We start from the raw sequence: 24,953 nt of genomic DNA, 5'->3' as shown, positions 1-24,953 counted from the left end.
GCGTTACCCACGGGAGCGAACCCGTTCACTGTGAACCCCGTCCGAGGCAACGCCGGCCGCGTGCGTGCGTAGCTTTATTTACGGCTACTCCCGAGAACGCGAACGAGCTTACCACTGTAAACATGACACGGAACGAACGATTCAGCGTCGACGGGGACGTCGTCGTCATCACGGGGTCGAGTCAGGGTATCGGGAAGGTCACCGCGGAGGTGCTCGCGGCGGACGGCGCGAACGTCGTCGTCTCCTCGCGCGACCAGGAGAAGGTGGACGCGGTCGCCGAGGGCATCAACGAGTCGGACCGGCCGGGCGAGGCCATCGCCGTCGAGTGCGACGTGCGCGACCGCGACGCCGTCGAGGCGTTGATGGACGCCACCGTCGAGGAGTTCGGCCGCATCGACACGCTCGTCAACAACGCGGGCGCGTCGTTCATGGCCGGCTTCGACGACATCTCGGAGAACGGCTGGAAGACCATCGTGGACATCAACCTCCACGGGACGTTCCACTGCGCGCAGGCCGCGGGCGAGCGGATGCAGGAACAGGACGGCGGCGGCGCCATCGTCAACTTCGCATCCGTCGCGGGGACGAAGGGGTCGCCGTACATGAGCCACTACGGCGCGGCGAAGGCCGCCGTCGTGAACTTCACGACGACGCTCGCGTACGAGTACGCGGCCCACGACATCCGCGTGAACTGCATCGCCCCCGGCTTCGTCGCCACGCCCGGCGTCGAGTCGCAGATGGGCGTCTCCGCCGACAACGTCGAGCGCGACACCGTCAAGCGCCGGATGGGTCTGTCGGCGGAGATGGCCGACATCGTCCAGTTCCTCGCCAGCGACGCCTCCTCGTATCTCGTCGGCGAGACCATCGAGGCGAAGGGACTGCCCGCCATCGAGGAGAGCCACGAGGTATGAGCGCCGACCGCGAGGTGTTCCTCCCCGTCGCGGCCCAGCCGAGCGTGGACGCGCTCGTCGGGATGGCCGAGACCGCGGAGGAACTGGGCTACGGTCGCGCGTGGCTCCCCGAGACGTGGGGGCGCGACGCCGTTACCGTCCTGACGAGCATCGCCCACGCCACCGACGAGATCGGCATCGGCACGTCTATCATGCCCGTCTACTCCCGGTCGCCGGCGCTCATCGGGCAGACCGCCGCGACCCTGCAGGAGGTCTCCGACGACCGGTTCCGGCTGGGACTCGGCCCCTCCGGTCCCGTGGTCATCGAGAACTGGCACGGCGCCGACTTCGGGAACCCCCTCCGGCGCACGCGCGAGACGGTCGATATCGTCAAGCGGGTGCTGTCGGGCGAGACGGTCGAGTACGACGGCGAGTACTTCGACCTCTCGGGCTTCCGGCTCAGGTGCGACGCGCCCGACCCCGCCCCGGCCGTGGACACCGCCGGGATGGGTCCGAAGGCCGTCGAACTCGCCGGGCGGTTCGCCGACGGCTGGCACGCGCTGATGTTCACGCGCGACGGCCTGCGCGAGCGACACGACGACCTGCTCGCCGGCGCGGAGATGGGCGACGCCGACGACCGTCCGCGCACGACCATGTCACTCACTTGCGCGGCGCTGGAGGACCGCGAGCGCGCGAGGGAGATAGTGCGGCAACACACGGCGTTCTACCTCGGCGGTATGGGGACCTACTACCGTGACTCGCTGGCGCGACAGGGCCACGAGGAAACCGCCCACGCCGTCCACGACGCGTGGCAGGCCGGCGACCACGGCGAGGCCGTCGCGGCCATCGACGACGACCTGCTCGACTCGCTGGCCGTCGCGGGGACGCCCGACGAGGCGCGCGAACAGCTACGCGATTGGGAGGCGATGGACGAGGTCGACGCGGTGTCGGTGTCGTTCCCGCGCGAGGCGACCGTCGAGGAGATACGGGCGACGACCGAGGCGCTGGCCCCTTAGTCGTCGGCCGGCTGTTCGGAGCGCACCTTGTCGGCGAACTGCTTGCGGACCTTCTCTATCTTCGGGTCGGCGTTGAACTGGCAGTAGGCGTCGCCGGGGTTCTTCTCGTAGTAGTCCTGGTGGTACGCCTCTGCCTCCCAGAAGGCGTCGAGGGGTTCGACCTCGGTGACGACCTCGTCGTCGTACACGTCCTCGGCCTCCAGCCCCTCGATGAACGCCTCGACGGCGCGCCGCTGGGCGTCGGACTCGTAGAGCACGATGGAGCGGTACTGGGTACCCACGTCGGGGCCCTGCCGGTTCAGCGTCGTCGGGTCGTGGACCGTGAAGAAGACGCGCAGCAGTTCGTCGTAACCGATCTCGTCGGGGTCGTACTCGACGCGGGTCACCTCGGCGTGGCCCGTCTGCTCGCGGCAGACGGCCTCGTAGGTGGGGTTGTCGACGTGGCCGCCGGCGTAGCCGGAGGTCACCTCGCGGACGCCCGCGAGCTGTTTGAACGCGGCCTCGGTACACCAGAAGCAGCCGCCGCCGAACGTCGCCGTCTCCGTGTCGGACATAGCAGCGGTAGGCGCGGTAGCCGTTTATCTCCTGCGCCGCTCAGGCGAACGCGCCGGAGAAGCCGTCGTCCGGGTCCTCGTCGCCCCCGCCGTCGAGGATGTCCACCAGCGCCTCGTGTATTTCGCCGACCGGGGGCGTGTCGCGCGTGGGGTCGAGCCAGTGTTCGCCCAGCCAACGGTACTGCACGGTGCGGTCGCCGTCCACGAGAAAACACGAGCGCCGCGAGCGCGAGAACAGGTGGAAGGCCTTGTAGCTCACCTCGAACTTCTCCGCCACGTCGAGGTCCGGGTCCGAGAAGAGCGGGAAGTTCAGGTCCAGATACGAGATGAACCGCTTGTGGAGGTACGGCCGGGACTTGCTGACGCCGACGACCTGGACGTCCTCGCTCGCGGCGAACCAGTCGAAGTCGCGGAACGAACACCACTCCTCGATGCAGTCCGGGCTGAAATCGACCGTGTAGAAGGTGAGCAGCACCGGTTTCTCGTCGACCAGTTCGGAGAGGCTGGCCTCACGGACGGTGCCGTCGGGGTCGACCAACTCGGCGGTGAAGTCGGGTGCGGTCTCCCCCACGTCGAGCCCGTCTGCGTCGCCCATGGTCGCCCCTCGCGTTCCTCCCGTTTATGTGTCCCGGCTGTCGGAAGCTTCCTGACCCCGCCGCGCCACGACCCGGTATGGACGCGCCGGCACACCGCCGGGACAAACACGGTCGCGCGCTCGCCGACTACCCGACTGAGACGGCGTACGGCCGCCTGCTCGGCATCAACGCCTTCGGCAACGCGGCGTACGCGGACGACGAGACGGTGACGCTCGCCGCGCTCGACGACGGCGGCGACGTCCGCGTGCCCGTCCGCGAGCGGTGGCTCACGCGGGAGTTCCCCCTCGACGCGGCGGGGCTCGCCGCCGCCGAGTACGTGCTCTACGTCGCCGACGAGACGGGGCCGTGGCGCGCGCTCACCCCGTTCGCCCGCGACCTGGTCGAGGAGGCCGGCTACGACCCGGCGCGGACTGTCTCCGACGGGCCCTTCGCGGGGGACATCGACGAGCCGGTCGCCGCGCTGGGCCGCGGGGAGACGACCGAGGCGGGCGCGACCGGCGCGCTCCGGCAGTTCGCGATGGACCGGCCCGCGGCGCTCGCCGCACACCTCGACACCCTCCTCGCGGCGCTCGCGGACGCGGACCTCGACCCCGAGGGCGAGCGGGGGGCCGACCGCGCGAGCGACTACGAGCGGCTCGCCGTCCTCGCGGACGCCGCCTACGCCGTCGCCCGGGCCGCCCGGGCCGACCCGGGAGCGGTGGCCGAGCGCCTCGACGCGCTGCTCGCGGCCGCGGGCGAGGCGCGCGAGCCGGCGGGCGACCGCCCGGTGCTGTTCTACCTCGTGGACGTGCTGGACGCGCTCGGGCGCGCGGACACCGCCGGGACGGCCGCGGCGCTCGCCGAGCGCATCGCGGACCCGGAGCGCGCCGTCGCGACGCTGAACGCGCTCTACCGGCTCGAACACCGCTACGCGAACGGGAGCCACCCGCTCCTCGACGCCGAGGAGCTACGCGCGGCGGTCGGGGCGGCGAGCGAGCGCGACGGCGAGGTCGGGGCGGCCGCGGCGGAGGTGGAAACCCTCCATCGGTTCCACCGCGGGAGCGGGTAGCCGTCGCCACCTATATGTCGGCCGGCTCGACAGGTCGAGTATGACCGAGTACACGGGCGCGGACCTGTTCGTGGACGCGCTCGACCAGTACGGCGTCCCCTACCTGTTCGGCAACCCCGGAACGACGGAGCTCCCCGTGATGGAGGCGCTCCCCGACGGCGACGTGGAGTACGTCCTCGGGCTCCACGAGGACGTGGCCGTCGGCGCGGCCGCGGGCTACGCACAGACGCGACGGTACCACGCCGACGGCGAGGCGTCGGAGGCGCCCGGCGACGCCGGCGGTATCAACCCCGCGGGCGTGGCGAACCTCCACGTCACGCCGGGGCTGGCCCACGGCATCGGCAACCTCTACGGCGCGTCGATGACCGGCGCGCCGCTCGTCCTCACGGCCGGCAACCACGAACTCGACTTCCGCCACGAGGAGCCCATCCTGACGGGCGACCTCGAAGCGCTCGCGGACCAGTTCTGCAAGTTCTCCGCCGAGGTGACGAGCGTCGAGGCGCTTCCGATGCTGCTGCGCCGGGCGTTCCGCGTCGCGCTCACGCCGCCCACGGGGCCGGTGTTCCTCGCGCTCCCGGTGGACGTGATGATGGCCGAGACGGACGCCGAGCCGGAGCCGCTCGGGCCGATTCCCGACGCGGGGACGGGCGACCCGCGACAGGTGGCGGCCGCCGCGGACGCGCTCGTGGAGGCCGACTCTCCCCTGCTCGTCGTCGGTGACGGCGTGGCGCGCTCGGGCACGGACGCCGTCGAGGCCGCCGTCGACCTCGCGGAGGCCTCGGGCGCGCGGGTCCACGGCGAGATGCTGGCCTGCGAGATCAACTTCCCGACGGACCACGACCAGTGGATATCGTTCCTCCCCCCGCGCGAGGAGCTGGGCGCGATGCTCCAAAACACGGACACCATCGTCTTCGCCGGCTGTTCGACGAACACGACCCTGCTCAAACACGAGGGGCCGCTCGTGCCGGCGGACGCCACGACGGTCCACATCGCCGACGACGCGTGGGAGGTCGGGAAGAACGAGCCGACGGACGTGCCGGTCGTGGGCGACCCCGGCCGCGTGCTGGACGCGGTGGCCGAGCGCGTGGGGGACCGGCTGGACGAGTCCACCCGCGAGGCGCGCGTCGGGCAGGTCCGGGCGATGAAGGAGTCGATGGCCGACACCATCGCCGCGATGGGGGAGGACGAGAGCGACGACCCCCGCGCCTCGAAGGCCGAGATGGTGGACGCGGTGCGCGACGTCGGCGCGGACCCGTTCGTCGTCGACGAGGGCGTCACGACGAAGTACGCGATGTTGACGCGCTGGGAGTTCGGCCCGCAGGACTACCTCTCGAACAAGGGCGGCGGCCTCGGCTACGGGCTGCCGGCCTCCGTGGGCGCGGCGCTCGCGGAGTCGCTGCGCGACGAGCCGCGCGACGTGCTCGGGCACATCGGCGACGGGTCGTACCTCTACTACCCCCAGTCGATATACACCGCCGTGCGCCACGACCTCGACCTGACGGTCGTGGTGCCCGACAACCGCAACTACCGCATCCTGAAAGACAACACCGAGCTGATGTTCGGCGAGGACCCCGACCGCGAGTACGTCGGGATGGACTTCGAACCGCACGTGGACATCCCGATGAACGCCGAGAGCCACGGCGCGCGCGGCCACCTGGTCGAGGACCCGGACGACATCACGGACGTGGTCGGGGAGGCGCTCGACTCGCCGGGCGTGGACGTGGTGGACGTGCTCGTCCACGACTGACTCCGTAGTTCTCGGTGTATCTCCGGAGTCGGCGTAGCAACGCTCATACCCCCGCTCCCCATACGGCCTGTCAGTGACACGGGAGGACCTGCGGGGGGCCGTGCTCGTGACGGTGGATTCGCTGCGCGCCGACGCCCCCGAGACGATGCCGACCCTGACCGCGCTGGGCGAGCGCGGGGCTCGCTTCGAGAACGCCTTCGCGACGGGCAACTGGACGCCCTTCTCGTTTCCCTCGATACTCGGCGCGGACCCGGTCTTCACGACCGACGGGTCGCTGGGGCCCTCCGACCGTCCCACCCTCGCGGAGACGCTCCGCGACGCGGGCGTCGAGACGGCCGGCTTCAACGCCGCGAACGGCTTCCTCACGCCGCACTGGGGCTACGACCGCGGCTTCGACCGCTTCGAGGCGTTCACCGACGGGACGGGGTGGCTCGACGCCCACCCGACGGTCCACGGCTGGCTCCAGTTCGCCGGGTGGCCGCTCCGGCGCGCCCGCGACACCCTCCGCGGCGACGGGGGGAACCACGCCGTCGACACCTCGAAACTGCTCGCCGTCGAGGAGCGCGCGACGGACTTCCTCGACACCGTCGAGGGCCCCTTCTTCCTGTGGGTCCACCTGATGGACACCCACACTCCCTACGTCCCCGCGCCGCGGTACGTCCGGGAGGTGACCGACGGCTCCGTCGGCACCCTCGGGATGCTCCGCGCGCACGTCCGTGCCGGCCTCGGCCGGGAGGTGTCGGGGCACACGCTCGACCGCCTGCGCGCGCTGTACGACGCCGCCGCCCTCCAGGTGGACGACGCGCTCTCGCGGCTGCTCGACACCCTCGACGCGACCGGCCTGCGCGACGACACGCTCGTCGTCGTGGCCGGCGACCACGGCGAGGAGTTCACCGAACACGGCCACCTCGCGCACTACCCGAAGCTGTACGACGAACTCGCGCACGTCCCCCTCGTGGTGGACGACCCGCGCGCCGAGGGGCGCGTCGTGGACACGCCCGTCAGCCTCGACACCGTGCCGGCGACGATAGCCGAGGCGCTCGGCGTCGCCGGCGCGTTCGACGGCCGCTCCTCCCTCTCGGTGGTGACCGAGGGCGAACAGCCGCCCGCCGACCCCGTCGTCTCCGTCGCCCTGCGCGGCGAGACGGTCACCCAACAGCCCATCCCGCGGACGCTCGCGGACGGCGACCTGCTCGCCAGCGCGCGCTCCGCGCGGTGGACGTACATCCACAACACCGCCGACGGGAGCCACGAGCTGTACGACCGGCGCGCGGACCCCGGCGAGGGGACGAACATCTGGCCCGAGGAGTCCGGGAGCCGCGAGGTGCGCCGGCTCCGCGACGCCGTCGAGGCCCACCTCGACCGTATCGTGGACGACGAGGAGGCCGAGGAACTGCCCGACGACGTGAAGGAGCGGCTGGAGACGCTCGGCTACCGTTAGAGGTTCTCGCGGGCCCGCTCGCGCATCGACGCGGCCCCGCGCTGGAGGTGGCCGGCGTCCGTGCCGGCGATGAGGAAGTCGAACCCCCAGGAGGTGTACCGCTCTATTCCCGCGTCCGTCGTGGCGAGCGTCCCGACCGGGGTGTCGGTCGCCGCGCCCGCCGCGAGCACCGACTCGACCGCCTCGCGGAAGCGCTCGCCCTCGAACTCGCCGAAGACGCCGAGGTTCGCGGAGAGGTCCGCCGGGCCGACGAACAGGGCGTCCACGCCGTCGGTCGCGGCGATGGCCTCGGCGTTCGAGACGCCCCGCTCGTTCTCTATCTGGACCAGCAGGGCGGTCTCGTCGTTCGCGCGCTCGACGTAGTCGGCGAGGTCGCGGCCGTAGTTCGAGGCGCGGGTCCCGGCGACGCCGCGCGACCCCTCGGGCGGGTACTTCGCGGCCTCGACCGCGGCGGCCGCCTCCTCGGGCGTCTCGACCATCGGGACCATCACGCCCGCGAGGCCCAGATCGAGCAGGCGCTTTATCGCGCCGAGGTCGTTGTCGAGCGCGCGCGCCAGCGGCACGGCGTCGCCGTCGGCGGCCTCGACGGCCCGTATCCCGTCGGCGATGGTCTCGGTGTCGTTCGGGGCGTGCTCGGTGTCGAGCATGACGAAGTCGAAGCCGGGCGCGGTCATCTCGGCGACGGCGGGGTCCGACAGCGACACCCACGTGCCGACGAGCGGGTCGGAAGCGAGACGGTCGGGGAACACGCCCGTGCTGCGGGCGACGGGGGCAAAAGCGGGCCGGTGGGCGTCAGTCGTCGGTCGGGAGCGTCACGCGGCCCCCCGCCTCGGCCGTTTCGGGGAACACCTTCCCGGGGTTGAGCGTGTCCTTCGGGTCGAACGCGCCCTTCACGCGGCGCATCAGGTCGACGGCGACCGGGCCGTGTTCGCGTTCGAGGTACTCGCGCTTGCCGGTGCCGATGCCGTGCTCGCCCGTCGCGGTGCCGCCCATCTCGATGGCCCGCTCGACGATGGCGGCGTACACCTCCTCGCCGCGCGCGACCATCTCCTCGTCGTCCGGGTCCGCCAGCACGGAGTAGTGGACGTTGCCGTCGCCCGCGTGCCCGAAGCAGGGGACGAGCAGGTCGTGTTCCGCGCCGAGTTCCTTCGCGTAGCGGATAACCTCCGAGAGCTTCGAGACGGGCACGGTGATGTCGCCGGGGTGGAGCGGCGTCAGGTCCGGGTCGTACGTCTGGACCGCGTAGGCGAGTTCCTCCCGGGCCTTCCACAGGGCGTCCATCTCCTCGTCGCCCGCTATCTCGAACGACTCGACGTCGTGGGCCTCGAAGACGGAGCGGCAGAAGGCTATCTCCTCCTCGATGCCGTGGTTCGCGTGGAACTCGACGAATATCATCGCGGCCTCGGGGAGGTCAGAGCCCTGATACGCGGCCGCCATCGCGCCGGCCGTCTCGTCGATGAGTTCTATCTTGGCGACGTCCACGCCCGAGCGCACGGCGTCGAAGACCGCCTCCGCGGCGTCGTCGAGCGAGGGGAAGACCGCGCGGCCGCCGCGTATCTGCTCGGGGAGCCCCGCGAGTTCGAGGGTGGCGCGTGTGACGACCGCGAGCGTCCCCTCGGAGCCGACGAGCAGGTCCTTGAGGTTGTAGCCGGCGCTCGTCTTCTTCGCCTTCGACCCGGCGGTGAACACCTCCCCCGCGGCGGTGACGGCCTCGACTTCGAGCACCCAGTCGGCCACCTCGCCGTACTTGACGGTCTGCATCCCCGAGGCGTCGTTGGCTATCATCCCCCCGATGGTCGAGATATTCCCCGAGGAGGGGAGCGGCGGGAAGAACATCCCGTGCCCCTCGACGGCCTCGTCCACGGCCGACCCCATCACGCCCGGCCCCACGTCCACCTGGAAGTCGTCGGGGCGGACCTCGTGGACCTCGTTCATCCGCATCAGGTCGAGGCTGATGCCGGCGAAGGCGGGGACGGCGTTGCCCTCCATCGACGTGCCGGCGGCGTAGGGGGTGACGGGAACGCCCCGCTCGTTCGCGGCGGCGAGGACGTCGGCCACGTCCTCGGTCGATTCGGGGTAGACGACCGCGTCGGGGGTGACGCCCTCGCCGGCCTGCTGTGCGCCCCAGTCGGCGGCGTGCGAGTCGCGGGCCGAGTCGCCCGTCGTCACCTGCTCCGGGGGGAGCACGTCCGCGAGGAAGGCGGTGTCGTACGACATACCCGCAGGGACGGCCGCCCGCGCATAAATCTACCCACGCGGCGGATGAACACGGCCAAGTGTGCCGCGGGCGAGACACGGACGATGAGAGCCGTGCAGGTCACCGAGTTCGGCGACGCATCGAATCTGGAAGTCGTGGACACCGAGGTCCCCGAACCCGGCGAGGGCGAGGTCCGCATCGAGGTGAAGGCCGCGGGCATCAACTTCGCCGACATCATGCAGCGGCGCGGCCACTACGACGGCGGCCCGGAGCCGCCGTACGTCGCGGGGCTGGAGGTCGCCGGGGTCATCGACGCCGTCGGCGAGGGCGTCGGGCGCTCCGTCGGCGACGAGGTGGTGTCGATGGTCGGCATCGGCGGCTACGCGGAGTACGCCATCGGCGACGCGCGCGGCCTGCTCGACGTGCCCGCGGGGATGAGCATGGAGGAGGCCGCCGGCTTCCCCGTCCAGTTCCTCACGGCGCACAACTGCCTCCACGAGTGGGGCGACCTGGAGGAGGGCGAGACGGTGCTGATTCACGCCGCGGCGGGCGGCGTCGGCACGGCGGCGGTCCAGATAGCGAGCGAGGCCGGCGCGCGCGTCATCGGCACGGCCTCGACGCAGGAGAAACTCGACAAGGCCGCGGCGCTCGGCTGCGACGTCGGCATCAACTACGAGGAGGAGGACTTCGTCGAGCGGGTCGCAGAGGAGACGGACTACGGGGTCGACCTCGTGCTCGACGGCGTCGGCGGCGAGACCTCGGAGCGGTCGCTCCACGCGCTCACGGAGTTCGGCCGGATGGTCAGCTACGGCGCGGCCTCGGGCCGGCCGGGTCGCCCGCCGACGAACGAACTGCTGTTCGGCAACAAGTCCGTCATCGGCTACCACCTCGGCCGCGCGACGAACCGCAAGCCGATGAAGGTGATGAGCGCCGTCCCGCCGCTGACGGAGATGCTCGCCGACGGCACGCTGGAGGTGCAGGTCGGCCACACCTTCGACCTGGAGGAGGCCGCGGAGGCCCACGAGTTCATCGAGGCGCGCAAGTCGAGCGGGAAGGTCGTCCTCGTCCCGTAGAGCGGTAACCGAGCGGGGCGAGCGCGCTAACGGTTGTCGTCCGTCGCGGCGCTTTCGTTACCATCGTTCACCCCGATGGCAAACTTTTCGTAGGCCGCGCCGGGACTCGTCGGTATGAGTAACCTCGTTGCTGATATCGAGGAGACCGCGGCGGCGCACCCGGACGCGACCGCCATCGGCTTCCAGGGGCAGGAGTTCACCTACGAGCAGTTCTGGGCGCGCGCCGGCCAGTTCGCGCAGGCGCTCGCCGACGCGGGCGTCGAGCCCGGCGACCGTGTGGGGCTGTACCTGCCGAACCTCCCGCAGTACGTGACGGCGTTCGTCGGTACGCTCCGGGCCGGCGCTATCGTCGTCCCGATGAACCCGCAGTACAAGTCCCGGGAGATCAGCCACCTGCTCTCCGACTCGGGAGCGAAGGCCGTCGTCGGCCTCGCCGACCTGGTGCCGCAGGTGAAGGAGGTCCAGGACGACACCGACGTCCACACCGTCGTCTCCGTTGGCGGCGACGCCGACGGCGCGACCGAGTTCGGCGCGTTCCTCGCCGACGACACGCTCGCGACCGTCGACCGCGAGGACGACGACGTGGCCGTCCAGCCGTACACCTCGGGGACGACCGGCCAGCCGAAGGGCGTCCTCCTGACGCACCACAACCTCGCGTTCGACGCGCGCGCCTCCGCGGAGATACACGACGGCATCGACCCCGACGACAAGTTCCTCGGCGTGCTCCCGCTGTTCCACATCTACGGGATGACCATCACGATGATATCGACGCTGTTCGAGGGCGGCTCGTACTGGCCGCTCCCGGCGTGGGACGCCGAGGAGGCGCTCGGCCTCATCGAGAGCGAGGGCATCACGCACGTCCACGGCGTGCCGGCGATGTTCAACGACGTGGTGAACACGCCCGGCGCCGAGGAGTACCACCTCTCCTCGGTCGAGTTCGCCAACTCCGGCGGCTCCTCGCTCCCCATCGAGGTGATGCAGCGGTTCGAGGAGATGTTCGACGTGGAGCTGTTCGAGGGGTACGGGCTGACGGAGACCTCGCCGGTGACCCACGCGAACCGGCCGGGCGACCGCCGCCCCGGTTCCATCGGGAAGACGCTCCCCGGCATGGAGGCGATGATCGTCGACCACGAGTTCCGCAAGCTCGACCCCGTCCCGAAGGGGCCGGTCGACGACGAGACGGAGCTGGACGACGTGGTCGGCGAACTCGTCATCAACGGCCCGAACGTGATGCAGGGCTACTACGGCCTGCCGGAGGCGAACGAGGAAGCGTTCACCGAGGCGGACGGCAAGCGGTGGTTCCACACCGGCGACCTCGGCTACCACGACGAGGACGGCTTCTTCTACGTCGTGGACCGCGAGAAGCACATGATCGTGACGGGCGGCTACAACGTCTACCCCCGCGAGGTCGAGGAGTTGCTCTTCGAGCACCCGGACATCGCGGACGCGGCCGTCGTCGGCATCCCGGACGATCGACGCGGCGAGACGGTGAAGGCGTTCGTCGTGCCGACGCCCGACGCCGAGGCCACCCCCGAGGACATCAAGCAGTACTGCCTGACCAACCTCGCGGAGTACAAACACCCCCGCGAGGTGGAGTTCGTCGAGGAGCTGCCGCGCACGACGACCGGCAAGGTCCAGAAGTTCGAGCTCCGCGGCGAGTAATCAGAGCGGGTCGAGGCCGTCCCGCCTGCCGTCCAGCACGTCGAACCGTTCTTCCCGTCGCGTTTCCAGCCACCGGAGCAGCCGCGCCGCCCAGTCGAGCTTCCGCCGCTTCGCCGGCGACACGCCCGGGTCGTCGAAGTCCCAGCCGGGGAAGGTCAACGACGCGGCCCCGAAGTGGTCGGCGAGGAAGGCGGCCCGGTCCCCGTCGGTGAACCCCCCGAAGTTCTCCGTGGGGCCCGCCGGCTCGCACTGTACCGTCGGCAGAACGTACTCGCCGTCGAACCCCGGCACCCGCTGCCGCACGAGGTCGATGTTGTCCCCGTGGGCGTGGGCGGCGACGACGACCCCCTCGCGGGTGAGATGGCGCGCGGTGTCGGGGTTCTTGTCGAGGTCCGTCACCATCAGGTCCACGTCGAGACGGTGTTCGCGGAGGGTGTCGGCCGCGACGCTCGCGGCGACCACGTAGTCGGCGGCGCGGACGCGGTCGAGGCCGTCGGCGAGCGTCGCCGCGCCGCCACAGACGGCCACGTCCGCCCCCTCGATCCCGGCGAGGCGTCGGTGGTCGAACGGCGCCGCGAGGTCGGCCAACACGTCACGGGCGCGCTCGTCGTCGGCCGCGGGGAAGCCGAAATCGTCGAGAACCAGCCGGTACACGGGTTCCCACGTCTCCCAGCGCATCAGCCGAAGAATGTACCGCGGGCCCGTCGGCCACGGAGTACCCCTACCCGTCGTGACCGGTGGGCAACCACCCGGCGATTCCCCCGGATACGGTATAAGCTTTCTCTTGCGAGCGAGCGCTGTGGGGCTTCCGTGTGAGGGTTTGTCAGACGCGTGTGCGACATCACAGCCCCTCCGCGACCGCGTCGAGCCGGCGTCCGACCGGGCCGTCGGCGGCGCGCGCGGCCGCACGGAGGGCGGCGACGGTGCCGAACAGGAGCGTCCCGTCCGGCCCGGCCGCGACTTCGACGCCCGGGTGGGCCGCGGCGAGGTCGCCCAGCGCGGCGTGTTCGGCCTCGGACAGCGCCGACAGTTCGAACACCCGCGTCGTCGCGGCCTCGGGGTCGGCCTCCGCCCCGGTGCGGTCGAGGTGGCGGCCGGCGTCCCCGGGCGTCCGCACGTCGAGTTCCTCCACCCCCGCGCCCGTATCGCGCACCCGGTCGGGCGTGAAGCGGTCGCCCACCTTCGCGGCGTCGAGCGTCTCGGCCACGTCGTGGGTGCGGACGACGTGTGCGCCCCGCTCTATCGCCATCGCCGTCGCGGCGAGCGACACCGGGAGGGCCTCGTCGGTGTCGCGGCCGGCGAGGTCGCGGAGGAAGTTCTTCCGGTTGATGGAGACGAGCATCGGCAGGCCGTAGCCGCGGAACTCCCGGAGGCGCTCGAACGTCTCGCGGTCGTCCTGCAGCGTCTTCGCCTCCGACCAGCCGCCGAAGGCGGGGTCCACGATGGTCTTGTCCGTCAGCCCGTTCAGCGCGAGGGCGTCGTAGATGTCGTCCACGTCCTCGACCGCGCCGGGGCGTTCGAGGTCCGGCGGCGAGGCCATCTTGCCGACCGCCACGTCGTACTCTTCGCAGACCCGGGGCATCTCCGGGTCGGCGAAGCCGCAGATGTCGTTCACCATGTCGAAGCCGGCGTCGAGCGCTGCCTCCGCCACCTCGTGGTAGCGCGTCTCGATGGAGAAGACGGCGTCGCCGGAGACGGACTCGATGGTCTCGACCGCGGTTTCGAGCCGTTCGAGTTCCCCCTCGGCCGACAGCACCTCGAAGTCCTTGTTCGCCGACTCCAGCCCGACGTCGACGATGTCGGCCCCCTCGTCGATGAGTTCGCGGTCCACGTACTCGGCCGCCTCCCCGGGGTCCTCGAAGACGCTGGGGTCGTACGGCGACTCCTTCGAGACGTTGAGCACGCCCATGATTCGCGTCGGGTAGTCGTCCCCGATTCCCAACCCCGCGGCGTCCACGTTTCGCATACCCGCGACGAGGGGCGCACGGCCGATAAGTCCGGGGAAGCCGGCGGCCCGTGGGAGTGCGCGGCTTCGCGCCGCTTTTACCCCGCGACCCCCGTGTCGTGGTATGGGAAAGGTCTCCATCGCGCTGCGGGGGTGGCGCTTCGACGAGGACGACGTGTTCACCGACGAGGGGGAACTGCGCCCGCTCGACGAGATGGACACGGACACGCGCGAGCGCATCGTCCGCCTCTCCGTGGTCGCGGGCCAGCCCTGCGACGCCTGCTGGCTGATCCACGGCGACGCCAACATCGAGCAGTGTAACGTCGCGCGCATCGTCTACGGCGAACCCCTCCACGAGGTCGTGCTGTGTGCCGACCACGAACCGGACTTCCTCTACTGGTTCCGCGAGCGGGGCGGGGCCGACCTGACGAACCGCCCCAGCGAGTTCGAGGACGACTTCTACGCGTGGTTCGACGACGGGAATCGCGCGCCGGAGGACTACGGCGGGATGGAGTACGTCAACACCGACCCCGACGACGTGCCCCGGCCCCAGCCGGACGTGGACATGCCCACGCTGGAGGAGGAGCTCGCCAAGCTCGACGACGAGGACCTCGACGCGCTGGACGTGGACCTCGACGACCTCGACATCGACGACCCCGACGACGGGGACGACGACGTGCCGGACGACTCGCGGCTGGGCGACCTCGACGTATGATATCGGTCGCGGTCGTCGGCGCGGAGACGCCGGGCAACGTCGGCACCATCGCCCGCGCGATGAAGAACTTCGGCCTCTCCGACCTCTACCTCGTGGACCCGCCGGCCCTCGACCCCGAGGGCGAGGCGTACGGCTTCGCCGGCCACGCCCGCGAGGACGTGCTCCCGAACGCGACGGAGACGACGTTCGACGACCTCGTCGAGCGGTTCCACACCGTCGGGACCACGGCCGTCACGAACGAGGACGCCCGCAAGCACGTCCGCTACCCGTATCGGACGCCCGCGGACCTCGCCGACTCGCTGCGCGACGTGGAGACGGACACCTGCGTCGTGTTCGGCCGCGAGCGCGTCGGCCTCACGAACGAGGAACTCGCGCGCCTCGACGAGGTGGTGTCCATCCCGGCGAGCGCGGAGTACCCCGTCCTCAACCTCGGACAGGCCGCGACCGTCGTCCTCTACGAGCTCCGCGACCTCTCCGTCGCGGAGACCCAACACCCCGACGCGGTGGAGCGCGCGGACGAACCCGAGATAGAGGGCCTCCACGAACAGTTCGCGGCGCTGCTGGAGCGTATCAATCACCCCGAGGGAAAGCGCGCCAAGACGGCGCGCCTGTTCCGCAGACTCGTGGGTCGCGCCCACCCGACCCCTCGCGAGGCACGTACCCTCCGCGGGGTGTTCCGCCGCGCGGCGATGTTCGCCGACCCGCCCGACGACGACTAGCGCCTACGAGCGCTTCCCGATCTCCTCGCGCAGCACGGCGGAGACGACCTCGCCGTCCGCCTTCCCGCGGAGCGCGCCCATCGCCTCGCCCATCAGCCCGGAGAAGGCGCCCATTCCCTCCTCCGCGACCTGTTCCTCGTTACGCTCGACGACCTCGACGACGGCCTCGCGGACCTCTGCCTCGCTCACGCCCGAGAGCCCGGCCGCCTCGACGGCCTCCTCGGCCGACAGCGAGGGGTCCTCGGCGAGCGTCGCGAGCACGTCGCCGACGCCCTCCTTCGCGAGGTCGCCGTCCTCCACGAGCGCCATCACGGCGAGCAGGCGGTCGTCCGTGAGGTTCTCGACGGCCACGTCGTCGCGACGCAGTTCCGTGAGCGTGGATTCGAGCGTCGTCGCGGCGAACGTCGGGTCGACGCCCGCGTCCACGGCGTCCTCGTACACGGGCATGTACTGGCCGTAGGCGACCTGCTCGGCGAGGCCCGCGTCGAGGCCGTGGTCGGCCGCGTACCGCTCGACGCGCTCGGTGAGCAGTTCCGGGGCCTCGACGGCGCTCGGGTCCGGTTCGACGGGCGGCACGTCCGTCTCGGGGTACATCCGCGCCGCGCCCGGCAGGGGCCGGAGGTAGCGGGAGGTGCCGTCCGGGAGCGCGTCGCGCGTCTCCTCGGGCACGCCCTCGATGGCCGTTTCGGCGCGCTCCGCGGCGGCGGCGATGGCGGCCTCGGCCACGTCGCTCTCGGCGGCGACGAGCGCGACGGCGTCCTCCGCGTCCGCGCCGACGGCCTTGCGGAGCGCCTCAACCTCGGACTCCGTGACGCCGTAGGCCGGCAGCTCGTCCGTGTGGAAGATGCCGCCCGCGCCGCTCCGCTTGGCGTGGTCGGACAGTTCGGTGCCGAGGCGGCGGTCGGGCTGTATCTCCCGGCCGACGAGGCCGTCGAAGCCGCCCAGCCGAACGGCCGTCACGCGCTCCGCGCCGGCGATGACGCCGGAATCGGTGTCCGTGAAGGTGTCCGTCACGTCCGTCGGGTCGCCCACCGAGGCGTCGCGCTCGCGGAGCTCCTCGCCGATGGCGAGCAGTTCGACCTGCCGGCCGACCTCGCCGCGCACGAGGTCCTCCAGGTCGTCGAGCGACTGGACGCCCTTCAGTTCGACGCGGGCGCCCTCGGCGATGGAGACGTTCACGTCCTGCCGGATGGTGCCGAGGCCGCGCTTGACCTTCCCCGTCGAGCGCAGCAGCATCCCGATGCGCTCGGCGGCCTCCCGCGCCTGCTCGGGCGAGCGGATGTCCGGCTTCGTCCCTATCTCGACGAGCGGGATGCCGAGCCGGTCGAGGCCGAAGGTGACGCCGTCGTCCGTCTCCTCGACGCGGGCGGCGGACTCCTCTTCGAGCAGGAGGTCCTCGATGCCGACCGGCCCCTCGGAGGTCGTTATCTCGCCGTCGTTGGCGACGAGCGTGGAGCGCTGAAAGCCCGAGGTGTTCGAGCCGTCGACGACGATCTTCCGCATCACGTGCGCCTGGTCCGCGACCGTCGCGTCGAGCAGCGTCGCTATCTCCAGGGTCGTCTCCAGCGCCTCGTCGTCCAGCCGCCGGGGCGGCTCGTCGTCCTCCTCGACGAGACACGTCGAGTCGTACGCGAGGTAGGTGAACTCCCGGTCGACGCGCGACTCCTCCAGCGCGGCCTCGTCTATCTCCCCGAGCTCCGAGCGCGTCGGATGGAGGTAGCGGACGAACGACCGCTCGGACTCGGCCGGCTCGCGGCGGACGGTCGGGCAGTTACAGAAGAGCTTCGTCGCCGTGTCGAGCTGTTGGTGTATCTCCAGCCCGGCGACCAGCCCCACCTCGTCGTAGTCGTAGTCGGTCATTACCGGGGCTGACACGGCGGGCGGCAAAAAACCATCCAGTCCGCCCGCCGTACAAGAGCGTTTCCCCGAGTTCCCGCGCCGGAGAGCGGCCGGGGGGTTATACGCCGGGGCGCCGGCACGACCGGGTATGGACCCCGCCCGCTCCACGACCCGCCGCGGCCTGCTCGCCGGCATCGGCGCGGCCGCGACCGCCGCGACCGCCGGCTGTGTCGAGGTGCTCCCGCCGCTCGGCTCCCGCGTGACCGTCGGGCGCGTGGACGTGCCCGCGGCCGACCCGCCGACCTACCGCCGATGGATACCCGCGTCGTCGGCCGTCCCCGGGACCGCCGGCGTGAACCCCGACAACGTCATCGCCGCGCGCCGGACCGCCCCGGGGACCGACAACGGGTGGGCCATCACCGCGTTCGCGCGGCAGGTGATGACGGGCCGCATCGACTGGTTCGGCTACGGCTACGACCACTACGACCGCGCCGTGATGGTGGACGACGGCGTCGTCCTGACCGGCGAGGTCGACCCGGCCGTCGTCGCGGACGCGCTCGACGGCACCGGCTACACGGCCGCCGGCGAGTACGAGGGCTACGCGCTGTACGCGCGCGACGATATGCCCCGGACCGTCGCCGTCCGCGACGGGACGGTCGTGTGGGCGAGTTCGGTCGGCGAGGGCGACACCGGCGCCGTCGTTCGCGCGATAGCCGATGCGGGCGCGGGCCGCATCGAGCGCGAGCACGAGGCGAACGACGACTACGCGGCGCTCACCGCCGCGACCGGCGAGCGGGCCGCGAACTGGGTCGGCCCCGTGGGCTACGACCCCACGGACGAGGCACTGGGCGGGGCCGTGGCCAGCGTCGCGGACGACCGCGGCACCTACGTCGTGAGTCACACCCTCTACCCCGAGGGCGTCGCGGTGCCGGTCGGTCGCATCGAGCGCGCCCTGCGCGGCGACCGTCGGGCCGTCGAGTCGGCCCGCGCCGAGGTGACCGCCGAGGACCGTTTCGCCGTCGTCGAGGAGTGGTTCCCGGCGAGCGCGACGACCGGTCGCGACCCCGTGACGTTCCCGCAGGTCACGTGGGGCGCGAGCCACGGGGACGCGACCGTGACCGTCCGTCACGAGGCCGGCGAGTCGGTCGATGCCGACAAACTGGAAGTCGAGCGCTCGGCCGGCGGGGAGTCGAGCGTCGCCGACGCCTCGTTCCCGGGCGGGACGGTCGAGCCCGGCGACAGCTTGACGGTGCCGGTGGACGACGCGACCGAACGGGTGTGGCTCACCTACCGCCCGACGGCGGACCGCTCCGCCCGGCTGTTCACCTACACCCTCCCGTGATTCACACACGCATCGCCGATGTCACCCACCCCACTCCCGCGCCGCGCCCGCACGCCGGCCCGGCCGCCGTCCGCGGAGGGCCGCCGGTGACGGACCCCGGCTTCGAGACGGTCGTCGCCCTCCTCGACGACGAGTACGCCCGCGCGGTGCTGGCCGCGACCGACGGCAGGGCACGGTCGGCGACGGAGCTCGCGGCGACCCTCGACGCCTCGAAGCAGACGGTGTACCGGCGGCTGGAACGGCTGCGCGAGGCGGGGCTCGTCGCGGAGGCGACCCGGCCCCGCTCGGACGGCCACCACGAGACGGTGTACACGGCGACGCTCGAGCGCGTCTCGGTCGAACTCCGCGAGGGGGAGTTCGCGGTCGAGGTGGAGACGGACGGGGAGCGCGACGCCGCCGACACCCTCACCGACCTGTGGAGGCGGTTCCCGTGACGACGGCGCTCGGGGCGCTGGTGCTCGCGTTCGCGGCCGGGTCGGTCCTGCTCGGGCTGTTCATCGCGTACCAGGCGTACCGGGGGCTGCGCCGCAACCGCGACCGCCGGATGCTCTACCTCTCGGTCGGGATGGTGCTGCTGTTCGGGGTGGCGTACGCGCTCGCCTTCCTCACGAGCGTCGTCCTCCAGTTCCGGTTCGTCCCGCTCGCGTACCAGGACGGGCTGCGCCTCGCGGTGCGGGTCGCGCAGTTCGCCGGCCTCGCGCTCATCGCCTACTCGATGTACGCCGACTGATACCCCTCCCCCCAGGCTTTCGGCGCTCGGGGCTGAACCCGGCCTATGGTATCGCTCCCCGACGCCTCGAACGCGCGGCTCGGCTGGTGGCTGGTCGTCGCCGGGCTCGCCGTCGTGCTCGCCGCCGTCCTCGAACGCGTGGTCGGGGTCGCCGTCCTCGGCCTGTTCGTCTACTACGTCGTGCGGCCGCTCCACCGCCGGCTCGACGAGCACGTCGCCGAGAGCGCCGCGGCGACCGCGACCTTCGTCGGCGTCATCGTCCCGCTCGTGGTGGTCGTCGGCTACATCGTCGTCGTGGCGACGAGCGAGCTGTCCGGGTTCCTCGGCGGCGCCTCGCCGGCCGTAAGCGACCTGCTCGCGCCGTACCTCGGCGACGAGGCGCTCTCCGCGACCCGCCGGGAGACCCTCGCGGCCGCGCTGAACGACCCCGTCGCCGTCCTCCGGACCAACGCCGGCGCCGCGGGCCGGGCCGCAGACGCGGCGATGGCCGTTCTCGCCGCCGCCGGCCGCGTGCTGTTCGTCACCTTCGTCGCCGGCGCCATCGCGTACTTCCTCCTGCAGGACGGCGACCGCCTGCGGGCGTGGGGTCGCGACCACCTCTTCGAGGACGAGTCGGTGCTCGACGCGTTCCTGACGGCGGCCGACCGCGACCTCGAAACCGTCTACCTCGGGAACGTCTTCACCGTCGCCCTCGTGGCGGTCGGCGCGGCCGTCGTGTACAACGCCTACAACCTCCTCGCCCCGCCGGCCGTCGCCGTCCCGATTCCGACCGCGCTCGCGCTCGCCACCGGGCTGGCGAGCTTCGTCCCCGTCGTGGTCGGCAAGCTCGTGTACGTCCCCCTCACGGGCGGGCTGGCGCTCGTCGCGGCGCGGACGCGGCCGGACCTCGTCGTCTACCCCCTCGCCCTGTTCGCCGTCGCGCTCGTCTTCCTCGACCTGCTCCCGCAGGCCGTCCTCCGACCGTACCTCTCGGGCCGGAGCCTCCACACCGGGGCGACGATGCTCTCGTACGTCCTCGGGACGACCGTATTCGGCTGGTACGGCCTGTTCCTCGGGCCGCTGCTGCTCGTCCTCGTCGTCCACACGGCCCGCATCGTGCTCCCCGAACTGCTCGCCGGGGAGGAACTGACCCCCGCCGCGGCGGCCGCCGCGCTGGGCTCCGAGCCGGACTGAGCGCCGGTGCCGGCAACGCCGGCCCCTACTTCCGGGACTATCGGGGCCCCGACCCATGGACGGGTATGTACCGACGGCTGCTCGTCGCCGTGCTCGTCGTCCTCGCCGGCTGTGGCGCCGCGGTGCCGGGCGGCGGGGAGCAGACGCCGAGCGAGACGGCGACGGCCGCCCCCGTCCCCACGACCACGCCGGCCCCGACGCCCGACCCCGTCGTGTACCCGCCGGGGCTCGCGGATGACGGGGTGAACGCCACGGCGCTCGCGGCGGCCACGCGGGCGTCGCTCTCCGGCACCGAGTTCGCCCTCCAGTACGACCGCCGCGAGGCCCGCCCGGAGCCGTCGCTCGGGGCGGTGTACGTCGGGCCGCGCGTGCAGGTACGGGCCGGCGCGCCGGACCGCTACGTCGTCAACCGCTCGCTCGTCACGGAGCGCGGCGGCGGCCTCTCGATAGAGACGTTCCGCAACGCCACGTACGTGAACGGGTCGCGCGCCACGACGCTCACGCGCAACGGGACGGAGACGAGTGCGGCCGGGCCGGACGCGGAGGGGGTTCCGAGCCGGCTCGCGGGGTCGCTCGTCGCCCGCTATCTGGCCGTGGAGACGGCCGAGGTCACCGTGTTCGAGAACGGGACGGCGCTCGTACAGGGGGAGGGCGGCGGGCCGGCGAACGCCTCGGACTACTCCGTGACTGCCGTCGTCGCGCCCGACGGGACGGTGCTGCGGCTGGACGCGCTGTACGTCGAGAACGACCGCGTGCAGTTCGCGACGGTCCGTATCGAGGGGGCGACGTTCGAGCCGCCGGGGTGGGCGCCGAACGGGACGAACGCGACCGCCTAGTCGTCGCCGAGGATGCCGCGGTGGGTCATCGCCTCGGGGTCGAGCACCTCGTCGGCCTCCTCCTCCGTGAGGTAGCCCTCGGCGACGACGACCTCGCGGACGGTCTTCCCCTCCGCGAGCGCCTTCTTCGCCACCTTCGAGGCCTTGTCGTAGCCGATGGTCGGGTTCAGCGCCGTGGCGAGCGCCATGGACTGCTCGACCTGCGACTCCATATGCGCGCGGTCGGCCTCCAGCTTCGCGACGAACCGCTCGCCGAACACCTCGGCGACGTTGGCGAGCATCTCCGCCGACTGGAGGTAGTTGTGCGCGATGACCGGCTTGTAGAGGTTCAGGTCTATCTGTCCCTCCGCCGCGCCCGCGGAGACCGCGGCGTCGTTGCCGACGACCTGCTTGTGGACCTGGTTGACCGCCTCCGCGACGACCGGGTTGATCTTCCCCGGCATGATGGAAGAGCCGGGCTGGTTCTCCGGCTGCTCTATCTCGCCGAGGCCGTTGCGCGGGCCGGAGGCGAGCAGCCGCAGGTCGTTGGCGATCTTGTTGAGCGACCCGGCGACGACGCGGAGCGCGCCGTGGGCCTCGCTCATCGCGTCGTGGGCCGCCTGCGCCTCGAAGTGGTTGTCGGCCTCGCGGAACGCGAGGCCCGTCTCCTCGGAGATATACTCGGCCGCGCGCTCGGGAAACTCGGGGTGGGTGTTGAGACCCGTGCCGACCGCGGTCCCGCCGAGCGCGAGTTCGCCGAGACGGTCGCGCGTCGACTCGACGCGCTCGATGCCCTTCTCGACCTGGACGCGGTAGCCCCCGAACTCCTGGCCCAGTCGCACGGGCGTCGCGTCCTGCAGGTGCGTGCGGCCCGTCTTGACGGCGTCGTCGAACTCGGCCTCCTTGTCCGCGAGCGCCTCGGCGAGCGTCTCCAGCCCCGGAAGCACGTCCTTCACGGCGGCTTCGAGCGCGGCGACGTGCATCGCGGTCGGGATGACGTCGTTCGACGACTGCCCGTAGTTGACGTGGTCGTTCGGGTGGACGACGCGGTCGCCGATCTCCTTCCCGAGTATCTCGGCGGCGCGGTTGGCGATGACCTCGTTCGCGTTCATGTTCGAGGAGGTGCCGGAGCCGGTCTGGAACACGTCGACCGGGAACTGGTCGTCGTGCTCCCCGGCGATGACCTCGTCGGCCGCCGCGGCGATGGCCTCCGCCTGCTCGTCCTCCAGCAGGCCGAGGTCGTTGTTGGCGCGCGCCGCCGACTTCTTGACGACGCCGAGCGCGCGGACGAACCGCCGGCCGAACGAGACTCCCGAGACGGGGAAGTTCTCGACCGCGCGCTGGGTCTGTGCCCCCCAGTAGGCGTCCGCCGGCACCTGCATCTCGCCGAGACTGTCCTCCTCGGTTCGGAACTCGTCGCTCATACCCCGTGGGTCGCGTGGTCGAGAATAAAAGCCACCGGAAGCGGCCGACGGACTTTCGTCGGCGGCGGCCCGGCGTCCGGCGTGCTCCTCCAGTTCGGCATCCCCTCCGGCTTCGACCCGTGGCTCGACCTCGTCTCCTCGGTCGGCATCGGCGTCCTCGCGGCTGTCGCGGCGTGGCTCCTCGCGGGGCGGCGCGACCCCGACCACCGGCTGGCCTGGAGCGGGGGCCGGGGTCGCCGGCTTCGGCTCCCTCCTCGGGGCCGTGGCCCTGCTCCTGTTGCTCCCGGCCGTGACCGACGGGCGGAGCCGCGGGGGAGGAGTTTAGCCCCTGGCTTGCGAAGCCGGCGCCATGACGCTCGAAACCGTACTCGTGGCCGTCGGCGGGTCGTCGCCGGGCGACCGACTGGCACAGGTGGCGGAGGACATCGCGGGACCGGCGGGCGCGACCGTCGTCCTCGGACACGTGTTCGCCGAGGACGACTACGAGGACACCGTCGAGCGGCTGGAGTTCGACGACGACACCGAGGTGTCGCCCGACGCCGTCGCCGGCCGGAACCGCACCGTTCGCGACCTGGAGAAGCGGTTCGACGCCGCGGGAATCGAGTCCGACCACCGCGGCGCGGTCGGCGAGCGCGCGCCCGAGGTCGTGTCGATGGCCGAGGCGCTGGACGCCGACCTGCTCGTCGTCGGCGGGCGGCGGCGCTCGCCGACCGGGAAGGCGGTCTTCGGCTCGACGGCCCAGGAGATACTGCTCGACGCGCCGTGTCCGGTTACCTTCGTGAAGCGCGGCGAGTACCCGTGAGCAGGTCCGAGAGCCCGTAGCGCGCGGTCGCCTCGTCGGCGTCCGGCAGCGGCTCGTCGGCGGTCACACAGTCGGCCGCGACCCCGAGCCGGTCGCAGACGAGGTCGGCCGCGGCCTCGGCCATCGCGCGGTGCGTGGTGAGCTTCCCGCCGACGACGGAGACGAACCCGGGCCGGTCGTCGCGCTCGGCGTGGTCCAGCAGCGAGAACGTCCGCGAGAACCCCACCGAGTCGCCGTCGGCGTCGGGTTCGTACAACGGCCGCACGCCCCAGTAGGTGTGGTCGACCGCGGCGTCGGCGAGCGCCGGCACCGCGGGCGTCAGCTCCTCGAACAACAGCGCCACCTCCCGGTCGTCGACCGCGAAGTCGTCGGGGTCGTCGACCTCGACGTCCGTCGTCCCGAGGATGCAGGCGTCGCCGCAGGGGACGACGATGTCGCCCGAGGACTTCGGCCGACAGCGGTTCACCACGCCCGAGACGAGCGCGTCGCCGACGACGGTCATCGCGCCCCGCGAGGGCGTCATGTCGAGGGGGACGCCGGCGAGCGCGGCGACCTGCTCGCCCCACGCGCCGGCGGCGTTGACGACGACCTCGGCCCCGATGCGCTCGCCGCCGTCGAGTTCGACGCCGACCGCGCGGCCGTCCTCGACGAGTACGTCCGTCACGGCCGTCCCCGTGCGTATCTCGGCGCCGGCGCGCTCGGCCGCCAGCGCCGTCGCCGCGACCAGCCGAACCGGGTCAACCGTCGCGTCGGGGACGGCGAGCGCGGCCTCGGTGTCGGGGGAGAGTCCCGGTTCGCGCTCGCGGGCCTCGGCGCCGGTCAGCCGTTCGGTTTCGATGCCGCAATCGGCGCAGGCGGCTTCGAGCCGGTCGAGGTAGTCGTCGGGGTCCGCGGGCAGCGAGACGAACAGGCCGCCCGTGTCCGCGACGCAGTCCGGGGCGACGTCGCGCACGACGCGGTTCTCGGCGATACAGGCGCGCGCGGACTCGGGGTCCGCGACGGCGTAGCGTGCCCCGGAGTGGAGCAGGCCGTGCATCGCGCCGCTGGCGCCCGCGGCGAGGTCGTCGCGCTCGACGAGCGTCGTCTCGACCCCGCGCTCGGCGAGGTCGCGGGCGAGGGCGACCCCGGTCGCCCCGCCGCCTACGACTGCGGCGTCCGTGTCGGTCATCGCTCGGGGGTGGGCGCGGTCGGCACTTGAGCCTCCCGCTCGAAACCGTTATTCGCCCGG

24 protein-coding genes are annotated in these 24,953 nt (G+C 72.0%); 15 read left to right on the top strand and 9 right to left on the bottom strand.

Annotated features, from left to right (window positions below):
• Nucleotides 1-122: 122 nt before the first annotated feature.
• Together P2T37_RS13155 and P2T37_RS13150 are read left to right on the top strand one after the other, a co-directional pair.
• Nucleotides 123-908, top strand: a complete 786-nt coding sequence (locus P2T37_RS13155) for an SDR family NAD(P)-dependent oxidoreductase (RefSeq protein WP_276234419.1) — start codon at nt 123-125, stop codon at nt 906-908.
• Complete coding sequence (locus P2T37_RS13150; RefSeq protein WP_276234418.1) at nt 905-1,903, top strand: TIGR04024 family LLM class F420-dependent oxidoreductase; 999 nt, start codon at nt 905-907, stop codon at nt 1,901-1,903. Before P2T37_RS13155 ends, P2T37_RS13150 begins: the two co-directional genes overlap by 4 nt.
• Here the strand turns inward: P2T37_RS13150 and msrA are convergent.
• Complete coding sequence (gene msrA, locus P2T37_RS13145) at nt 1,900-2,457, bottom strand: peptide-methionine (S)-S-oxide reductase MsrA (RefSeq protein WP_276234416.1); 558 nt, start codon at nt 2,455-2,457, stop codon at nt 1,900-1,902. The genes P2T37_RS13150 and msrA overlap by 4 nt on opposite strands.
• 40 nt (nt 2,458-2,497) lie before the next feature.
• Nucleotides 2,498-3,052 (bottom strand): peroxiredoxin family protein, encoded by a 555-nt coding sequence (locus P2T37_RS13140; RefSeq protein ID WP_276234415.1) that lies wholly within the window; start codon nt 3,050-3,052, stop codon nt 2,498-2,500.
• A gap of 77 nt (nt 3,053-3,129) precedes the next feature.
• Between P2T37_RS13140 and P2T37_RS13135 the strand changes: the two genes are divergently transcribed.
• The 3 genes from P2T37_RS13135 (at nt 3,130) to P2T37_RS13125 (ending at nt 7,289) form a co-directional block, all read left to right on the top strand.
• Entirely contained in the window at nt 3,130-4,101 is a 972-nt protein-coding gene (locus P2T37_RS13135; RefSeq protein WP_276234414.1) for a hypothetical protein, read from the top strand.
• Between the two features lie 40 nt (nt 4,102-4,141).
• Entirely contained in the window at nt 4,142-5,848 is a 1,707-nt protein-coding gene (locus P2T37_RS13130; protein WP_276234413.1) for a thiamine pyrophosphate-binding protein, read from the top strand.
• 73 nt (nt 5,849-5,921) lie between these two features.
• Complete coding sequence (locus tag P2T37_RS13125; protein ID WP_276234412.1) at nt 5,922-7,289, top strand: sulfatase; 1,368 nt, start codon at nt 5,922-5,924, stop codon at nt 7,287-7,289.
• Here the strand turns inward: P2T37_RS13125 and P2T37_RS13120 are convergent.
• Nucleotides 7,286-8,038 (bottom strand): HpcH/HpaI aldolase family protein, encoded by a 753-nt coding sequence (locus P2T37_RS13120; RefSeq protein ID WP_276234411.1) that lies wholly within the window; start codon nt 8,036-8,038, stop codon nt 7,286-7,288. The genes P2T37_RS13125 and P2T37_RS13120 overlap by 4 nt on opposite strands.
• A gap of 43 nt (nt 8,039-8,081) precedes the next feature.
• Nucleotides 8,082-9,506, bottom strand: a complete 1,425-nt coding sequence (locus P2T37_RS13115; protein ID WP_276234410.1) for an FAD-binding oxidoreductase — start codon at nt 9,504-9,506, stop codon at nt 8,082-8,084.
• A gap of 84 nt (nt 9,507-9,590) precedes the next feature.
• Here P2T37_RS13115 and P2T37_RS13110 point away from each other — a divergent pair, with 84 nt between their 5' ends.
• Together P2T37_RS13110 and P2T37_RS13105 are read left to right on the top strand one after the other, a co-directional pair.
• Complete coding sequence (locus tag P2T37_RS13110; protein WP_276234409.1) at nt 9,591-10,559, top strand: quinone oxidoreductase family protein; 969 nt, start codon at nt 9,591-9,593, stop codon at nt 10,557-10,559.
• 114 nt (nt 10,560-10,673) lie between these two features.
• Nucleotides 10,674-12,221, top strand: a complete 1,548-nt coding sequence (locus tag P2T37_RS13105; RefSeq protein WP_276234408.1) for a class I adenylate-forming enzyme family protein — start codon at nt 10,674-10,676, stop codon at nt 12,219-12,221.
• Here the strand turns inward: P2T37_RS13105 and P2T37_RS13100 are convergent, their stop codons facing one another.
• On the bottom strand, nt 12,222-12,899 hold the full coding sequence (locus P2T37_RS13100; protein ID WP_276234407.1) for a 6-hydroxymethylpterin diphosphokinase MptE-like protein: 678 nt from the start codon (nt 12,897-12,899) through the stop codon (nt 12,222-12,224).
• A gap of 163 nt (nt 12,900-13,062) precedes the next feature.
• The gene (folP, locus tag P2T37_RS13095) at nt 13,063-14,187 is read right to left on the bottom strand and encodes a dihydropteroate synthase (protein ID WP_276234406.1); all 1,125 of its coding nucleotides are present in this window, start codon (nt 14,185-14,187) and stop codon (nt 13,063-13,065) included.
• A gap of 103 nt (nt 14,188-14,290) precedes the next feature.
• Between folP and P2T37_RS13090 the strand changes: the two genes are divergently transcribed.
• Nucleotides 14,291-14,881 (top strand): DUF8114 family protein, encoded by a 591-nt coding sequence (locus P2T37_RS13090; protein ID WP_276234405.1) that lies wholly within the window; start codon nt 14,291-14,293, stop codon nt 14,879-14,881.
• The gene (locus P2T37_RS13085) at nt 14,878-15,600 is read left to right on the top strand and encodes an RNA methyltransferase (protein WP_276234404.1); all 723 of its coding nucleotides are present in this window, start codon (nt 14,878-14,880) and stop codon (nt 15,598-15,600) included. Before P2T37_RS13090 ends, P2T37_RS13085 begins: the two co-directional genes overlap by 4 nt.
• Nucleotides 15,601-15,603: 3 nt before the next feature.
• On the opposite strand, the gene gatE is transcribed toward P2T37_RS13085, so the two are convergent.
• Nucleotides 15,604-17,460 (bottom strand): Glu-tRNA(Gln) amidotransferase subunit GatE, encoded by a 1,857-nt coding sequence (gatE, locus tag P2T37_RS13080; RefSeq protein ID WP_276234403.1) that lies wholly within the window; start codon nt 17,458-17,460, stop codon nt 15,604-15,606.
• 127 nt (nt 17,461-17,587) lie between these two features.
• Between gatE and P2T37_RS13075 the strand changes: the two genes are divergently transcribed.
• From P2T37_RS13075 to P2T37_RS13055, 5 genes are all read left to right on the top strand, one after another.
• The gene (locus P2T37_RS13075) at nt 17,588-18,781 is read left to right on the top strand and encodes a hypothetical protein (protein WP_276234402.1); all 1,194 of its coding nucleotides are present in this window, start codon (nt 17,588-17,590) and stop codon (nt 18,779-18,781) included.
• On the top strand, nt 18,778-19,215 hold the full coding sequence (locus tag P2T37_RS13070; RefSeq protein WP_337250411.1) for an ArsR/SmtB family transcription factor: 438 nt from the start codon (nt 18,778-18,780) through the stop codon (nt 19,213-19,215). Before P2T37_RS13075 ends, P2T37_RS13070 begins: the two co-directional genes overlap by 4 nt.
• The gene (locus P2T37_RS13065; RefSeq protein ID WP_276234401.1) at nt 19,197-19,511 is read left to right on the top strand and encodes a DUF7521 family protein; all 315 of its coding nucleotides are present in this window, start codon (nt 19,197-19,199) and stop codon (nt 19,509-19,511) included. Before P2T37_RS13070 ends, P2T37_RS13065 begins: the two co-directional genes overlap by 19 nt.
• Before the next feature lie 45 nt (nt 19,512-19,556).
• Complete coding sequence (locus P2T37_RS13060; protein WP_276234400.1) at nt 19,557-20,684, top strand: AI-2E family transporter; 1,128 nt, start codon at nt 19,557-19,559, stop codon at nt 20,682-20,684.
• A 65-nt stretch (nt 20,685-20,749) separates the two neighbouring features.
• Complete coding sequence (locus P2T37_RS13055) at nt 20,750-21,520, top strand: hypothetical protein (protein WP_276234399.1); 771 nt, start codon at nt 20,750-20,752, stop codon at nt 21,518-21,520.
• Here the strand turns inward: P2T37_RS13055 and P2T37_RS13050 are convergent.
• Nucleotides 21,517-22,923: a class II fumarate hydratase gene (locus tag P2T37_RS13050; RefSeq protein WP_276234398.1), complete on the bottom strand. Its 1,407-nt coding sequence runs from the start codon at nt 22,921-22,923 to the stop codon at nt 21,517-21,519. The two genes, P2T37_RS13055 and P2T37_RS13050, sit on opposite strands and share 4 nt — an antisense overlap.
• 349 nt (nt 22,924-23,272) lie before the next feature.
• Between P2T37_RS13050 and P2T37_RS13045 the strand changes: the two genes are divergently transcribed.
• Complete coding sequence (locus tag P2T37_RS13045; protein WP_276234397.1) at nt 23,273-23,725, top strand: universal stress protein; 453 nt, start codon at nt 23,273-23,275, stop codon at nt 23,723-23,725.
• Here the strand turns inward: P2T37_RS13045 and P2T37_RS13040 are convergent.
• The gene (locus tag P2T37_RS13040; protein ID WP_276234396.1) at nt 23,694-24,893 is read right to left on the bottom strand and encodes an FAD-dependent oxidoreductase; all 1,200 of its coding nucleotides are present in this window, start codon (nt 24,891-24,893) and stop codon (nt 23,694-23,696) included. The genes P2T37_RS13045 and P2T37_RS13040 overlap by 32 nt on opposite strands.
• Nucleotides 24,894-24,953 lie beyond the last annotated feature (60 nt).

Origin of the sequence: Halosegnis marinus (assembly GCF_029338355.1) — an archaeon.
In the GTDB taxonomy this organism is placed as follows: domain Archaea; phylum Halobacteriota; class Halobacteria; order Halobacteriales; family Haloarculaceae; genus Halosegnis; species Halosegnis marinus.
This window is presented reverse-complemented; position numbering and strand designations above follow the sequence as displayed.

Coding starts and splice junctions, on each gene's coding strand:
- P2T37_RS13155 (WP_276234419.1), top strand. CDS start 123: ATGACACGGAACGAACGATTCAGCGTCGACGGGGACGTCGTCGTCATC.
- P2T37_RS13150 (WP_276234418.1), top strand. CDS start 905: ATGAGCGCCGACCGCGAGGTGTTCCTCCCCGTCGCGGCCCAGCCGAGC.
- msrA (WP_276234416.1), bottom strand. CDS start 2,457: ATGTCCGACACGGAGACGGCGACGTTCGGCGGCGGCTGCTTCTGGTGT.
- P2T37_RS13140 (WP_276234415.1), bottom strand. CDS start 3,052: ATGGGCGACGCAGACGGGCTCGACGTGGGGGAGACCGCACCCGACTTC.
- P2T37_RS13135 (WP_276234414.1), top strand. CDS start 3,130: ATGGACGCGCCGGCACACCGCCGGGACAAACACGGTCGCGCGCTCGCC.
- P2T37_RS13130 (WP_276234413.1), top strand. CDS start 4,142: ATGACCGAGTACACGGGCGCGGACCTGTTCGTGGACGCGCTCGACCAG.
- P2T37_RS13115 (WP_276234410.1), bottom strand. CDS start 9,506: ATGTCGTACGACACCGCCTTCCTCGCGGACGTGCTCCCCCCGGAGCAG.
- P2T37_RS13110 (WP_276234409.1), top strand. CDS start 9,591: ATGAGAGCCGTGCAGGTCACCGAGTTCGGCGACGCATCGAATCTGGAA.
- P2T37_RS13105 (WP_276234408.1), top strand. CDS start 10,674: ATGAGTAACCTCGTTGCTGATATCGAGGAGACCGCGGCGGCGCACCCG.
- P2T37_RS13100 (WP_276234407.1), bottom strand. CDS start 12,899: ATGCGCTGGGAGACGTGGGAACCCGTGTACCGGCTGGTTCTCGACGAT.
- folP (WP_276234406.1), bottom strand. CDS start 14,187: ATGCGAAACGTGGACGCCGCGGGGTTGGGAATCGGGGACGACTACCCG.
- P2T37_RS13090 (WP_276234405.1), top strand. CDS start 14,291: ATGGGAAAGGTCTCCATCGCGCTGCGGGGGTGGCGCTTCGACGAGGAC.
- P2T37_RS13085 (WP_276234404.1), top strand. CDS start 14,878: ATGATATCGGTCGCGGTCGTCGGCGCGGAGACGCCGGGCAACGTCGGC.
- gatE (WP_276234403.1), bottom strand. CDS start 17,460: ATGACCGACTACGACTACGACGAGGTGGGGCTGGTCGCCGGGCTGGAG.
- P2T37_RS13075 (WP_276234402.1), top strand. CDS start 17,588: ATGGACCCCGCCCGCTCCACGACCCGCCGCGGCCTGCTCGCCGGCATC.
- P2T37_RS13060 (WP_276234400.1), top strand. CDS start 19,557: ATGGTATCGCTCCCCGACGCCTCGAACGCGCGGCTCGGCTGGTGGCTG.
- P2T37_RS13055 (WP_276234399.1), top strand. CDS start 20,750: ATGTACCGACGGCTGCTCGTCGCCGTGCTCGTCGTCCTCGCCGGCTGT.
- P2T37_RS13050 (WP_276234398.1), bottom strand. CDS start 22,923: ATGAGCGACGAGTTCCGAACCGAGGAGGACAGTCTCGGCGAGATGCAG.
- P2T37_RS13045 (WP_276234397.1), top strand. CDS start 23,273: ATGACGCTCGAAACCGTACTCGTGGCCGTCGGCGGGTCGTCGCCGGGC.
- P2T37_RS13040 (WP_276234396.1), bottom strand. CDS start 24,893: ATGACCGACACGGACGCCGCAGTCGTAGGCGGCGGGGCGACCGGGGTC.